The organism is Gardnerella sp. C0684A1 (assembly GCF_055326835.1).
Genome location: NZ_JBLTSX010000004.1, coordinates 134,382 through 150,259, shown reverse-complemented (window position 1 = coordinate 150,259; position 15,878 = coordinate 134,382). Strand labels below are relative to the sequence as shown.

6 protein-coding genes and 1 riboswitch are annotated in these 15,878 nt (G+C 42.8%); of the genes, 2 read left to right on the top strand and 4 right to left on the bottom strand.

Features of this window, described 5'->3' with window-relative positions; genetic code table 11:
* Nucleotides 1–106: 106 nt before the first annotated feature.
* The 3 genes from pflA to ACNEUN_RS04995 all read right to left on the bottom strand — a co-directional run bounded on the left by pflA (nucleotide 107) and on the right by ACNEUN_RS04995 (nucleotide 5,268).
* Nucleotides 107–988, bottom strand: coding sequence for a pyruvate formate-lyase-activating protein (pflA, locus tag ACNEUN_RS05005; protein WP_427877107.1), 882 nt, complete (start codon nucleotides 986–988; stop codon nucleotides 107–109).
* 90 nt (nucleotides 989–1,078) lie between these two features.
* Nucleotides 1,079–3,454, bottom strand: a complete 2,376-nt coding sequence (gene pflB / locus ACNEUN_RS05000) for a formate C-acetyltransferase (protein ID WP_463631242.1) — start codon at nucleotides 3,452–3,454, stop codon at nucleotides 1,079–1,081.
* Nucleotides 3,455–3,573: 119 nt separating this feature from the next.
* The gene (locus ACNEUN_RS04995; protein WP_463631240.1) at nucleotides 3,574–5,268 is read right to left on the bottom strand and encodes an NAD+ synthase; all 1,695 of its coding nucleotides are present in this window, start codon (nucleotides 5,266–5,268) and stop codon (nucleotides 3,574–3,576) included.
* Between the two features lie 415 nt (nucleotides 5,269–5,683).
* A riboswitch (TPP riboswitch) is annotated at nucleotides 5,684–5,789 on the top strand.
* Between ACNEUN_RS04995 and thiC the strand changes: the two genes are divergently transcribed.
* Both thiC and ACNEUN_RS04985 read left to right on the top strand, forming a co-directional pair.
* Nucleotides 5,788–8,430, top strand: coding sequence for a phosphomethylpyrimidine synthase ThiC (thiC, locus tag ACNEUN_RS04990; protein WP_463631238.1), 2,643 nt, complete (start codon nucleotides 5,788–5,790; stop codon nucleotides 8,428–8,430). Its footprint overlaps the riboswitch before it by 2 nt.
* A 277-nt stretch (nucleotides 8,431–8,707) precedes the next feature.
* Complete coding sequence (locus tag ACNEUN_RS04985; RefSeq protein WP_463631237.1) at nucleotides 8,708–9,244, top strand: peptidylprolyl isomerase; 537 nt, start codon at nucleotides 8,708–8,710, stop codon at nucleotides 9,242–9,244.
* Nucleotides 9,245–9,504: 260 nt separating this feature from the next.
* On the opposite strand, the gene ACNEUN_RS04980 is transcribed toward ACNEUN_RS04985, so the two are convergent.
* On the bottom strand, nucleotides 9,505–15,588 hold the full coding sequence (locus tag ACNEUN_RS04980) for a MiiA motif-containing surface protein (protein WP_463631235.1): 6,084 nt from the start codon (nucleotides 15,586–15,588) through the stop codon (nucleotides 9,505–9,507).
* Nucleotides 15,589–15,878 lie beyond the last annotated feature (290 nt).

Sequence of the window (15,878 nt, the reverse complement as noted above, 5' to 3'; positions counted from 1 at the left end):
AAAAGGGTGTTTGTGTAATTATACAAAATCCTTTTAAAAAAAAAACAATACAATACGCAAAAATTACCTAAATTACAGTTATATTTTGACGCAATCTAAACGCAGTCTAATACACTACAAAACCGTGGTCTTTGAACTGGTTTACAACTCGCTCTTTTAGTGCTCGAGAAGGTCCTTTTTGATTCTCAAGTGGGTATGGAATCCTAAGCTCATGCCACTTTGGGCGACCTAGTTGATGGAATCCAAGCACGTCAATATGCTCAACAGCATCCCCAAACGAATCGCAAATTTCGGCAACTTTTTCAACATTTTCTTCGCTGGATGTCAAACCTGGAACGAGCACAAAACGCACCCAAATCTTCTTACCAGCTTTTGCTAAACGCTGACCAAAGTCAATAGTTGGCTGAAGTAAGCCGCCAGTTACTTTTTTATACGTTTCTTCAGTGCCTGATTTAACGTCAAGAAGGCAAAGATCAATGTCTTCAATCATTTCATCAGTGTAATTGCGATTCAAAAAGCCAGAAGTATCTAAGCAAGTATGCACGCCCATCTCTTTTGCAGCACGAAAAACTCTAGATACAAAAGCCGGCTGCATCATTGATTCTCCGCCAGAAAAAGTAATTCCGCCGCCCGTTGCTTTAAAAAGACTTTGGTAACGGTCAACTTTTTTAATCATCGCATCTAAGTAGACTGGCTTTCCGTCGCGCATTTTCCAAGTATCAGGATTTTGACAATATTGGCAGCGAAGCGGACAACCGCTCATAAACACAGTCATGCGAGTGCCAGGACCATCAACAGAAGTATTAATATCCCACGAGTGCACGAACCCAATATCGCCTGTTTTAAGAGCAACTAAGCGATCTTTACGATCCAACCCGATTGGAGATTCAAAGCCAGAAAGACCACCCATTAAAGTTTGGCGAGCATACTCTTTTGATTCCTTCAACATATGTTGAGTTGTTGTACGGAATGCTGCATTTTCAGCCATCTAACTGCCCTCCAAACTATGTATAAACAATGAACAAAAGCCGGGAGCGAAACTAACCTCACTCCCGGCAGTGTTCAACAATTAACCAAATCAGTCAGTAACTGAACCCTGGTGGAAAGTACGAGAAATAACGTCAAGCTGCTGCTCCTTAGTGAGCTTTACGAAGTTCACTGCGTAGCCAGAAACTCGAACCGTCAAATGCGGATACTTTTCTGGGTGCTCAACAGCATCCTCAAGCTGTTCCTTACGCAAAACGTTGATGTTTGCGTGGTACAAGCCGTGGCCGTTACCGGCATCCAAAATACCAACCAGATTGTTAATGCGCTCATCTTCGTCACGACCCAAACCGTCAGGAGTAATTGTGTTCGTAAGCGAAATGCCATCGAGAGCATCATCGTAATCAATCTTGCCAACGGAGAACATAGATGGAAGCATACCGTGCGAATCCATACCGTTCTCTGGGTTTGCGCCCGGAGCGTACGGAGTGCCCTTCTTGTGGCCGGATGGGAAGGAACCAGTATTCTTGCCATACTCAACGTTAGAAGTAATAGTCAGAATAGACTGAGTTGGAACAGCATTACGATAAACAGGCAAACGCTTTACCTGACCCATAACAGTGCTTACAACCCACTTAGCCAAGTCGTCTGCACGATCGTCATCATTACCGTAAACAGGGAACTCACCAACAGTCTTGTAACCAACGATTAAATCGTCGTCACCGCCCTCGATGTACTCGTACTCGTGGCCTTCAGTAGTCTTAGCATCCTTGTTGTAAATTGGGTAAACCTTCGCATACTTCAAAGCAGCCAAAGAATCTGCAGCAATAGACAAACCGGACATACCGCAACCAAGCGTACGATAGACTTCCCTATCATGCAAAGCCATCTCAATGGACTCGTAAGCGTACTTATCGTGCATGTAGTGAATGATATTCAAAGCCTCAATATAAGTCTCCGAAAGCCATTCCAAAGCCTTCTCGTAGTTGGCCTTAACTTTCTCATAGTCGAGAGTGCCGTCAGCTTCTGGACGAATTGGCTCAACAACACCCTTATCGATAACCTGCATGCCGGTCATCTCATCACGACCGCCGTTAATAGCGTAAAGCAAAGCCTTAGCAGAGTTCACACGAGCAGCAAAGAACTGCATTTGCTTACCGACGCGCATTGGGGAAACGCAGCAAGCAATAGCAGCGTCATCACCCCAGTGCTCACGAATATCTTTATCAGACTCGTACTGAATTGCAGAAGTGTCGATAGAGATTCGTGCGCAGAAACGCTTATAAGCTTCTGGAAGCTTTGGATCCCAGAAAATAGTGATATTTGGCTCAGGACCAGGTCCCAAATGCTCAAGAGTTAAAGTGTTGAGCAAACGGAACGAAGTCTTGGTTACTAAAGTACGACCATCCTCGCTGAAGCCTGCATCGGACCAGGTTGCCCAGTAAGGATCACCAGAGAAGATTGCGTCATAATCCTTAGTACGCAAGAAGCGCACAATACGAAGCTTCATAACAAGAGCGTCAATGATCTCCTGAGCGTCGGTTTCGTTAATTAAACCAGCCTTCAAATCGCGCTCAAAGTAGCAATCGAAGAATGCAGAAACGCGACCGAAGCTCATTGCAGCGCCATCCTGGCTTTTAACAGACGCAAGATAACCCATATAAGTCCACTGAACAGCTTCCTTAGCAGTCTGAGCTGGACGACTCAAATCCAAACCGTACTCGTTGCCCAAGTTAATAAGCTGCTTCAAAGCCTTGATTTGCTCATCATGCTCTTCGCGGAAGCGAATCCAATGCTCAATCTCGGTCTCAGTAAAGTCGTTGCGGTATGGAATCGAATCCTTGTCACGCTTCTTGAACTCAATAAGCATATTCACGCCGTAAAGAGCCACGCGACGATAATCGCCAATAATACGACCACGGCCGTAAGCATCTGGCAAACCGGTTAAAATCTTGTTGTGGCGAGCAATCTTAATATTCTTGGTATAAACACCAAACACGCCATCGTTGTGAGTCTTGCGGTAGACAGTAAAGATTTTCTTAATTTGAGGGTCTACTTCCTTGCCAGCTTCTTTAATAGCCTGCTCAACCATACGCCAACCACCGTTTGGCATCATAGCGCGCTTGCAAGGCTCATCAGTTTGCAAACCTACGATAACATTATCTACTTCAGGGCTTTCAATGTAGCCTGCTGGCATTGCATCAATGCCTGCTGGAATATGGGTTTCAACATCGTATACGCGACGCTCACGCTCAACAGCCAAATAATTATCATCGAGGTACTTCCACATATGCTTTGTTTTTTCTGTAGCATTTGCAAGGAAGCTCTCATCACCTTCATACGGCGTATAGTTCTTCAAAATGAAATCGCGAACGTCAATATCTTTCTTCCAATTTTCGCCCGTAAAACCATTCCACGCTTTTGTACGAAGATCCTCATCGGTGAGAACGGATGCATCTGTTGCGGTCATATTATGTGACTCCTTTCGTATCCGCAGCGCACCTTCACGCTGTCTTACTTAAATGTTAGAGCATGAAAAAGTGCTACACGCGATAAACGAAAGATTTTGCAGTGACTTACATCACATTTTCACTCTCTAAAAGCAGTAGTAACTGGCATTCTTCTATCTCTTCCGAAAGCCAATCCACTTACTTTAGGTCCTAACGGATATTGCCGTCTCTTCCACTCTGCTCGGTCGACCAATCTCATAACAATATCTACAGTATTCGCGTCAAAACCGTCTGCAAGAAGATCTCTACGTCCATGCGCATGCTCAATATGCGCCGCAAGAACGCTATCAAGCAGCTCATATTCCGGAAGTGAATCTGAATCTTTCTGCCCAGGTCGTAGCTCAGCGCTAGGTGGCTTAATTATGGAATTAACAGGAATAATCACACCATCTTCAGGAACTTTACTTACGTTACCTGTACTTGCAACTATTGGAAGCATTCCCAAACCAACTCCGTTTTGCGCAGCTTTATTCCTCCAACGAGCAAGAGCCCAAACTCGTGTTTTAAACAAATCTTTAATAGGAGCATATCCTCCAACAGCATCGCCGTAAATAGTAGAATATCCACAAGCAAGCTCAGATTTATTTCCGGTTGCGAGCGCAAGAAGACCTTTTGAATTAGAGTACGCCATTACTATTACGCCACGAATTCTAGCCTGCAGGTTTTCGGCAGCAACTCCTTGCACTTCAAGTTGCGTTTGGAAAGATTTAAACAATGGCTCTATTGGCTGCACTTCGTAGTGCGCTCCAAGTCTTGTAGCTAAATCTTTAGCATCATCTTTAGAACCATCGGAAGAATACATACTTGGCATTGAAATACCCCAAACGTTTTCTCCGCCGCAAGCATCTGCTGCCATGGTTGCTACTAATGCCGAGTCAATTCCTCCAGAAAGTCCTAAACAAACTCCTTTAAAACCGTTCTTACGCATGTAATCTTTAAGGCCTAAAACACATGCACAATAAACTTCTTCATCAGAATTTAAGCTTTTTGCGATTGTTGATTCTTTTTGTTTAGACAAATTTCTATCGAAATCAAAGTATGATAAATCTTCATCAAAAAGTGGCGAACGTTCAAGTAAACTACCATCTGAGTCTACGACAAAACTTGCTCCGTCGAATACGAGATCATCCTGTCCTCCAACCTGATTTACGTATACTACTGGCGCTTTTACTTGTTTTGCTCTTTTTGCAGCAATCTGATAGCGTACGTGAGTTTTTCCCTCTTCATATGGAGATCCGTTCATTGTAACAAGAAGATCGATACCAATATTGGCTAGTTTTTCAACCGGCCCTCCGTCTTGCCAAATGTCTTCACAAATAGCAAAACCTATACGATTGCCGTCAATGTTCATAACCGTGCACTCGTTGCCGGAAGAGAAAATACGAAATTCGTCAAATACGCCGTAATTTGGTAAGAAATGCTTATCGTAGTTGAGTTTTATTTCTCCGTCGTGAAGTACAAGAAGCCTGTTTCTTGGTTTTCCGGAATTTTCGTCTACTCCTACAGTTCCGACTACTACGTATAAGTTACCTAAGTTTTCTTTTTTAAGATTTTCTGCTAATTCTTCTGCTGCTTTCGAAGCGGCTGTTCTAAATGTTGCTCGTAACGCTAAATCTTCAATAGGATATCCAGTAAGTGTCATTTCTGGAAAAACTACTATTTTTGCACCATCTTGCGCTGCCCTGCGCGAGTATTGCACTATTTTATTGCTGTTACTTTCTATATTTCCTACGCAAGTATCAATCTGCGCTAAAGCTAATCGCAATGAAGTCATACGTAACAGTGTAATCTACGGTCTGCAACTAGATATTTAAAAGTGTTTTGGTTGAATCTTTTGTACTCGACACGCAGATTCGTCATAAATTTGTAATAATTCTTTATAACATTATAACCTTTAACCCTGTTTTTGCAGCTTTTTTCAACGCGTTATAAGTAATATAAATAATGTAACCGTAGAAAAATAAGAATCTCTGCAATATATTTGTACCGTGTTACTCGCGAAGGGGAATAATTGCGAGAGCGAGAAAGAAGTTAGGTAGATGAAGCCATACCACTTTTAAAGTGTGCGTGCCGTTCGTTATACCCGCCCAGCATAAGGAGCTGAGCGGGTTTTTGTATAAAAATCAACACTTTCGCAACATACCCGTCAAACAAAGGCCACGTAATCATGTAAACTGGCTAATAATTCGACATTTTTGCAGGGGTGCTTTCCGCAAGAAAGCTGAGATAGGCCAACAAGCCTGACCCTTCGAACCTGTTAGTTAATACAACGTAGGGAGCAATGAAAAATAGCATGACCTCGAATTATCCATACGCATCAATGCGTGATCAATTTAATCTCAGCGCTTGTTTTATAGCAGATCCGCAAGTTTGCTCTAATCGACCGCTTACTGATGTTGTTGATGATGCATTACGCGCTGGCGCAACTTTTATACGTCTTCATTGCAACAATGAAAATGCTAAAGAAATAACAACAATAGCTCGTGATATCGCGCAAATAATCGAAGATAACAACAAGTGCGATTCGGTAACGTTTGTTATTGACGAGCGTGTTGATGTTGCTTGGCAAGCTCGTAATCAAAGCATTAAAGTTGACGGCGTGCACTTAGCTCAAAGCGATATGGAACCTAGAGAAGCACGCGCACTGCTTGGCGAAGATGCCGTAATTGGTTTGTCTGTTGAAACTGAAAGCTTAGTAAAAGTTATAAATGAGCTTCCAGATGGCTGCATTGATTACATTTGCGTAACTGCAATGCACAATCCTGAAGAAGGCTGCGAAAACACTACTGCAGCTTACGATTTAGAAGCTAATCACACAACGCTTGATGAAGAAAAAATTAATACGATTTGCAAAGCAAGTGATTTCCCTGTTCTTGTTGGCGGAAAAACTCAGCTTGACGATGTAGATATGATTGCTAGCACTAAAGCTGCTGGCTTCTTTATTTCGCAAGTTTTGTATGATTCAGAAACACCAGAATCTACAATGCACGAATTTGTTGAGCATTGGAATAAAGTACGCGGTGAGGCAAAACACGGTTACGCTAAGCGAGTAAAAGTTTCCGAAAAATCTGAGGAAAAAACTGAAGAAAAGAAACCAGCTTTTATTAACGCTAAGGAAGCAAAGGAAGCTGCAAAACTTCAAAAGCAACAGCGTGTTGATATTGCCGCACGTGGATGCACTCAGAGGGACAAAGCTCATATCCGTAAGACTACGCCAGTTCATTTTGAATATAAGTATGGTTCTTACGATTTGGAAGTTCCTTACACTGAAATTAAGCTTTCAGACACGCCTGGAGTAGGCCCTAACCCTCCTTTCCACGATTACAACACTGAAGGCCCTAAATGCGATCCTAAGGAAGGTTTAGCTCCTCTTCGTCTCGATTGGATTCGAGACCGTGGTGACGTAGAAGAGTATGAGGGTCGTAGGCGTAATCTCCAGGATGATGGTAAGCGTGCTATTAAGCGTGGTAAAGCCTCAAAGGAATGGCGCGGACGCATGCATAAGCCTATGAAGGCTGTAGATCATCCTATTACTCAAATGTGGTATGCACGTCATGGAATTACTACTCCAGAAATGCAGTATGTTGCTACTCGCGAAAACTGTGATGTGGAACTTGTTCGCTCCGAACTTGCAGCAGGACGTGCTGTAATTCCTTGCAATATCAACCATCCTGAAGCTGAACCTATGATTATTGGCTCTCGCTTCTTAACTAAGCTCAACGCAAACATGGGTAATTCTGCTGTTACGTCTTCTATTGACGAGGAAGTAGAAAAGCTTACGTGGGCTACTAAGTGGGGCGCGGATACCGTTATGGATCTTTCCACAGGTAACGATATTCACACGACTCGCGAATGGATTTTGCGCAACTCCCCTGTGCCGATCGGTACTGTGCCAATGTATCAGGCTTTGGAAAAAGTTGAGGATGATGCTTCTAAGCTAAGCTGGGAGCTTTTCCGCGACACTGTTATTGAACAGTGCGAGCAGGGCGTTGACTACATGACTATTCACGCAGGCGTGCTCCTTCGCTACGTACCGCTTACTGCAAACCGCGTAACTGGTATTGTTTCCCGCGGCGGCTCCATTATGGCTGAGTGGTGCTTGCAGCATCATCAAGAAAGCTTCCTTTACACTCATTTTGAAGAATTGTGTGAGATTTTCGCAAAGTACGATGTTGCGTTCTCTTTGGGTGACGGCTTGCGTCCAGGAAGCTTGGCTGATGCTAACGATGCGGCTCAGCTTTCCGAACTTATGACACTTGGTGAGCTTACTAAGATTGCTTGGCAGCATGATGTTCAGGTGATGATTGAAGGCCCAGGCCACGTGCCATTCGACACTGTGCGTATGAATATTGAGATGGAGAAAGCAATTTGCCAGAATGCTCCATTCTATACGCTTGGTCCTTTGACTACTGATACTGCCCCAGGCTACGATCACATTACTTCCGCTATTGGTGGCGTAGAGATTGCACGCTACGGTACTGCAATGCTTTGCTATGTGACTCCTAAGGAACATTTGGGATTGCCTAACAAAGACGATGTAAAGCAGGGCGTAATTGCGTATAAGATTGCTTGCCATGCGGCAGATCTTGCTAAGCATCATCCGCATGCTATGGATCGCGACAACGCAATCAGTAAGGCTCGTTTTGAGTTCCGCTGGTTGGATCAGTTCAACTTAAGCTACGATCCAGATACTGCTATTGCTTTCCACGACGATACTCTTCCTGCAGAGCCAGCAAAAATGGCTCACTTCTGCTCAATGTGCGGACCAAAGTTCTGCTCAATGGCTATTTCGCAGAATATTCGTAAGCGTTTTGGTGGAGCCGCTCAACAGGAACAGCTTGTCGAAGAAGCACGTACCCAAGCAATTAGCGATGGTATGAAAGAGATGAGCAAGAAGTTCCAAGAATCTGGATCTTCTTTGTACCAGCGCTTGTGATTTCATAAGCGTATGATTTGCGAAAATTTGATTTGCGAAAATTTGTAAGTGCAAGTGGATAAACACAAATACTTACAAGTTTTCGCAAATAATTAAATCTTGTAATGTATAAATAGAAGAAGGTTACAACAAATACGCGGGCTTGTGGTTGAGCTTACTGCTTGACTATGAGCCCGCTTTTATTATGAATAATTCTCTTGTTTTTAATAATTTTCTTAATAATTCTTTTTAACACAATTACAATTTGCAGTCTTCAACTTATGTGAAAATTGTACTCATGACTACAGTTATTATGCACACCTCTGAAGGTGATATTAAAATCAATTTATTTGACAGTAAAACTCCAGAAACAGTGAAGAATTTCATTGGTCTTGCCACTGGCGAGAAGGAATGGAAAGATCCGTTCACTGGTGAATCCTCTCATGAACCTTTCTATAATGGTTTAACTTTCCACCGCATTATTAAAGATTTTATGATTCAGGGTGGCTGCCCACTTGGTACAGGAACTGGCGGTCCTGGATACGAGTTCGATGATGAGATTGATCCGTCACTGAAGTTCGATAAGCCTTATTTGCTTGCTATGGCGAATGCTGGTAAGCGTCGTGGACGCGACGGTCGTTTGCATGGTACTAACGGCTCACAGTTCTTTATTACTACAGTTCCTACTCCTTGGTTGGATGGTCATCACACTATTTTTGGCGAAGTAGCTGATGATGATTCAAAAGCTGTGGTAGATAAGCTCGATGCAGTCGCAACCGACCGATCTGATGCTCCACTCGAACCGGTTGGAATCATGTCTATTGAAGTTTTGTGACGCAAAACTTGCGTAAGTAATACAAACGTGCGGTGGCGTTCAAAGCATGTATTAGCTGATATCTAACAATAAATCGTAAAATGCTGTTACTAGCGCAGATTACGTACTGCACCAGTAACGCGTGACCGTTGTTTTCTCAGTTAATTAATAACAAAAAGCCTCACTTGTGAAATCAATCGCAAGTGAGGCTCATTGTTATTCAACTATTTAATTATTCAACCGTTTATTTAATTTAATCGAATTAAATTAAATATAACCTACTACTTGTTGCAGTGGCGGGAGATTCCGCGGCGCTTGCTCACGAAGAGCGCAGCACCAGCAGCAGCAACACTAGCAGCAAACACGCCAAATGCAGACACATTACTACCAGTCTTGCTTAACTTCATGCCCTTAGAACGCTTCAAAACCTGAGCGCGAACAGAAGCACGAACAGAAGCACGAACCTCATCTGCATGAGCCTTAGCATCAGCCAAAGCCTTACGAGCAGCAGAAAGCTTCTGAGCCGCAGCATCAACCTGAGCCTGAGTTGCGTTAGGATCCGCAGCAACCTTCTTAGCCTCAGCCAAAGCAGCGTCCAAAGCCGCCTGAGCTTTAGCAACTTGAGCATCAGCCTGCTTCACAGCCGGCGAATTTTCAACCGCAGCATTCACCGCAGCAGAATTTGCGCCATTAGCAGCATTGGCGTTGGAGCCAGAGTTGTTGTTAGCAGTATTACCAGCGTTACCGGCATTACCAGCGTTTGCGCCAGAGTTTGCAGCATTACCAGCATTGTTAGAACCAGCGTTACCGTTACCAGCATTGCCCGGCTGCAAATCAGACTCAGCACTATCAATCTGAATGTTCAACTCGCCCTTATCCACAGTAGTAGGCGCGTTATCATTCACACCAAAGCCAGAATCTTCATGACCGCCAGGAACAGGAGTTGGAAGCGGGCTTGGAGTTGGCTTCAAATCATTCTCAGCCTTCTGCAAATCCTCAGCAGCCTGATTCACCTGATCCTGAGTAGCATTCGGATCATTGTTCACTTCGTTAGCGTGATCCAAAGCGTGATCATAAGCCTGCTTCTTATCCGAAGGAGCATTATTATAATCATCCGACTTCTTCACATCACCACTATTCGCAATCTCATGCTGCAAACCACTCTTATCAACAGAAGGCGTTGGGGTTGGTTCTTGTTCCTTACCGTCGAGAGCGGCAGCTGCTTCTTTAAGAGTCTGGATAGCCTTATCCAAAGCCTTCTGCTTATTCTCCTTGGTGTCTAATGTGATTTTATCGTACTTAGGTGTAGAGGCGCCAGCAGTGATAGGAGTAGTCAAATCAGTTATGAGCTTCTTAGCAGCCGCAAGAGCATCGTCGTACGCCTTCTTCTTACCAGCAGAGGCCTTGGTGTACTTTACAGACTTATTAATATCTGCATCTTTAGCGATTTGTTGCTCAAGCGGCTTGGTGTTAACACCATCCAAAGCAAGGCGAGCCTTAACAAGCTTGTCAAGAGCGTCGTCAACAGCCTTCTGAGCAGTTGCTTCCTCTTCAGCACTCATCTTCTTGGCATCAGGCTTCTTAGTATTTTCAGCAGTCGTCAAAGCCTGCTCAGCGGCAGTCAAAGCGTCATCAAATGCTTTTTTCTTATCTGCAGAAGCAGTGGTATAAACCGAATCACCTGGTATCTTAGGGTCAGCTTTATCATCTGGCTTCAACTTTTTATCAGACTCAATCTCTTTGCTTAGAGCATCGGTCTTTAGACCAGCACTCTCGGCTTGAGGATCGATATCGCGCATTGCCTTAAGAAGATCCTTGTACAGCTCATTAACCTGATCCGCAGTCTTGGCGTCACCCTTAGTTTTGTCGAGAACAGCACCAGCTGCAGTAGCAGCAGCGTCAAACGCTTTCTTTTTATCGGTATCAGTTGACTTTGTATAAGAATCACCCTTAGCAAACTCATCGGCTTTCTTCTTCAACTCTTTAAGACGAGCCATAGCATTATCGGTGTTTGCAGCGTTAGCGAGCGCATCGTCGATGTCGTCAACACCAGTGTCTTTGCCCTGGTCATCTTTGTGATTACCAGCATCAGTAGTGTTGATGATATCTTTATACGCTTTCTTCTGCGCATCATTCAAATGCTCAAGGTTGTCAATTGCTTTAAGCGCATCCTTAATCTTCTGCGCCTTCAGCGCGCGATTAGCAATACCCTCTGGGTCGCCAAGCTTAGTGGCAGCATTGATGTCATCAATAGCCTTCTGCTTGTCTTCGGCAGAAAGATTGCTATCTTGAATACGTTTCTTCTGAGCTTCCTTTTCTTTATTAAGTTCAGACTGATCATCGTATGTGTTCTGAGTAGTATCGCGCTTAGGAGTATTATTCTTGATATCTTCCTTAGCAGCATTAAGCGAAGTATCTACACCATTAACAGCTGTCATGATGTCAGAAGGCTTTGTTGCTTTGTTAACAGCAGTCTTAGCATTAGTGATTGCAGTAATAGCAGCGTCGTAATTCTTCTTGGCTTTCGCCTGTTGATCAGCTGCTAAAGCGTTATATGCTGCATCAAGCTCTGCCTTCTTAGCTTCAAGCTTCGCAATACCAGCAATCTTGGCATTCTGCTCATTACTTGTATTCTGGCGCTTGGCGGCGTCAAGAGCATTATTGATGCTTTCTGCAGTAGCATCTTTTGCAGTCAAAGCATTTTCCAAAGCAGTGAGCGCGCTATCCTTCTGAGCTGGATCAGAACCGATTAACTCCTTAAGAGCCTTATCGTCGTTGTCGCTTTCTCCCTTGCCGTGGCTTAAGAATGGTAACTCATCCTTAATAGCTTTGTGAGCAGCATTTCGAACTTGAGCTTCGTTAACAATCTGCTGAACTTCTTCAGGAGTCTTAGCACCAGGCTTGGTAGTATCTCCATTCTTTCCATTCAGCTTTTCCTTGAGCTTATCCTTTTCATCTTGAGTTAAATCACTAAGATTATCAATAGTGTCGTTAGCACTCTTCTTATCCTTAGTGGTTTGCTCTTCTTGCTTCTTTTCGCGCTCCTTCTTATCCTTCTCCTTTTGCTCGTTTTCGCGCTTTTCCTTTTCCTTCTTTTCCTTTTCCTTTAAATCATTAGCATTAACATTGTTGTCATTGCCTTTCTTATTAGCTTCCTTGAGGATATTCTGGATTTTATCTTTAGTATCAGCCTTATCAATCTGATTCTTGTAATCTTTTTTCTGATCCTCAGTAAGCTTAGGATTGCGCTCAATAATCTCCTTTGCCTGCTCTCTAAACTTCTTGAGGTCTTCAGCAGATGGAGTTGGGTTTTGTTCCTTAGACTCTGGAGTATACAAATCAGCTTTCTTAATAGTAATCAATACTTCCGCATGCTGGCTACTAGAGTCTGCTTTCCAGCCGCGAACGACTAAATTACCATTAGAATCGATACCAACACTTGTTACACTACCTGTTTGCTTATTGCCAGTGTAAATATTCAAGCCGGATGTTCCACTTGTAACAGGCGTTAAGTTATATGTGTTCGCATTGTTACCAGAAAGAACAACAGTCTTATTAGAATAAGCATTCTCAAGTGTTGACCATTTTGCATTGTCAGTCGTATAGTTCTTCTTCAAGAACTGATCTACAACAATCTTCTTGTAATCAGCATCGTTTGGCTCACCATCATGATTCAACTTCAACTTCTCAAAGTTGTACTTATACTCAACTGGCTTTGGCTTCTGATAATCAGCAATCTTCTTGATAAGATCACGAAGAGCTTGCTCATTATTCATGCCATCAATATCTTTGTCAGTAGCTTTGAGAGTAGTTATATCGGCATCTGCTAACTCTCCAGCCTGCTTTCGCTGGTTGCGAATCTGCTTAGCAAGCTCTTTCAATTTTTCAGCGGTGTTATCCGTAGGAGTCTGGCTTCCACTATTTGGAGCATACAAATCATCTGCTGAAATAGTAAATAATGGACCATCAGTTGATACATCAATATTAGCATCTTCCTGGTCTGCATACTGATAACCATTAACTGTTAATCCATTATCATTACTTACACTAATTGATGTGATTCTTCCATTACCATTGTTGAATGGTTCAAGATTTGTTGTACCGTTTTTCGCTTTCCAGTTTTTACCAACAGCTACATTACTAGTAACACTTGCTAAATCTTGTTCAGTCCAACCAGTGTAATTATCTTTAACAAATTGCTTTAATGCCTTAACAACTTCTTGAGGCTTTACATCAGAAACTTTAGCTTCACTAATTTGAGTCTTAGTAACAAAATATTTATAAGTATTTTTGTTGTTGTTAGGGTCAGTATCAGTCTTGCTTGTAGGCGTCTGCTGCGTAGGATTCTGAGTGCCAGTGCTACCGTTCTTAAACAGTAAAGACATAGGATAACGTTGCTCTTTATAATCGTTTCCAGCCTTAAAAATAATTTCGCCGCTATTGAAATCAAAATCAACGTCAGTAATAGTTACAGTCTTACCATCAGAATCCTTTGCTGGAAGCTTCTTAAGCGCACCTTTAAAAGCTGTAACTGCATTCTTGGTTGTCTCACTTGCAGACGAAGCGTTGAATGGGTCAAAGTTCGGTATAACCCTACTCGTAGTAGTAGAGAAATCAACCGTGAACGTCTTCTTTTCTTCAGCTGGCTTCGGAGTAGGCGGCTGAGGATTTGGTGTTGGTGTTTCAGCCTTTTGCTTGAGGAATTGCCAAGAAGGAATCTCTGTTGTTGAACCGTCTGCCCAGGTAATAATAGCGTTCTTGAAGTCTTTATCAAAGCTTACAGGAGTTGCACCATTCTTCTTTGCTTTATTGTAAACATCCAAGTCAGCGTTTGCTGTATCAAAGGCATCGGTAACCTGTTTCTTTTCAGTCTCGCTTAATTTCGCAGGATCTGTAACCTCAATTGGATCAGGCACAACGTAAGGAGCCCAATCAGCAATGGTTGCACCCTGATATACCAGTTGATCGTAAGGAATGGTCAGCGAAGAGCCGTCCTTGTAATTAATAGTCAATTCCTGCTTATTGTTATCAAACGTATAAGCCTCAGCGTCTTTATCCTTAACTTTCTTAAGGAAGTCTTTGTCTGCATTAGCTTTCTTAAAGCCGTCAATAATCGCCTTCTGATCATCTTCGCTCAAATTCTTAGGCTTCACCACACCAATTGGAGCAGGGTATACAGGTGGGAACTTAACGTTATCTTTTTTATCTTCTACTACAAGCAACTTTCCAGGCATTGTAATCGTTGTCTTGTCATGGAAAGTAAGAGTTGCAGTACCGTCTTTATCAACTTCAATCTTATCAAGAAGGTCTGTGAAATGCTTTGTGTTTTCATTAGCCTTCTTAATTGCAGCTGTAACCTTTGTCTTCTCGTCAGGCGTAAGACCATCGGCTTTAGCAACAGGCGTCAAAGCTGGATACTGAACCTTCAAGCTGTCTGCAATCTTTGGAGCGCGGTGAATCTGACCAGTAGCAATATGCCAGTTACCAGCAAAACGGTAAACGCCAGCAGCAAAACGAAGTGGATGCTCGTCACGGTTCTTCCACGCGTCATCCGTCAACTCTGCAACGTAAGTCATCTCATAGAAGCGCTTACCTGCAGACTCCCAATCAATAAACATTCCCTGCATGCCCTTAGAAGCATCATAGAAGTCTTTCCAATTGCCTGCATTAGTGCCGTTAGGATCGTAACCCTTGTTTTTACCACCATCGACACCAAGTAGCATAGCCAAGCCGTTCTTAGAAGTAAGCGTGCTTGGATCGGTAATATAGAATCTGGAAATACTCTTCCAATCCTTTGCGTCTCTGTAATGCTTAGTTGTATTTTCACTATCTTTTTTAAGACCTGGATTAGTAGTACCTGGAACAGTATCAGGTTTTCCTTCCTTCGTATACTTCTCAAAGCGGCTGTAAATAACATTGTGTACGTTAGTTAAACCTGCTGGAACACCATACCACCACATTGGACGGAATGCCCACTTATCAAATGAATTATCTTCAGAATTAAGATTTGCAACGTACTTTACGCGTACAAACTGGCCAAGAGGATCTCGGTTCTCATCTTTATCAGCATCTTCTTTGCTGCTGTAGTAATGAACTTCAATTTTAATTCGCTGTTTACTGTAGTTTGCGTCTGACTTGTAACCGTAGTAAATATTTCCGTCAGGAGCTACATAACCGTCAGCATAAGCAGGCGCAGGAGAAACGAATACCCCCCCCCCAAGCAACATTGATCCAGCAAGCATCGCAGCGCACACGCTCTTGGATAGTGGCGCATAAATAACGTTGTTACCAGATTTTTGCATAGATTTTTGCATAGATTTTTGCAAATCAGCAAGATGTTTTGCACTAACGATCTTCTTCGTCATTATTCCTCACCTCAACAATCTGTCTTCTTTATACTTCTGCTTATGCATAATTTGTAATATGCAATCATGCGGCAGCCAATAAATTAGCATTCGCTTCTTTCACATCAATTTGATATTTATAGAACGCTTCACACTCTCTTAATACGTTTCAGCGTACATAATTTGCAAACTGACAGTGACACAGGTTGAATATTACTCAAATATTCATACATTTCAAGCAGTTTTATGCTGTATTTCTTGTGATTTATATTTCATTACCGTATAAATTCCGCATAAACACCGCATAAATT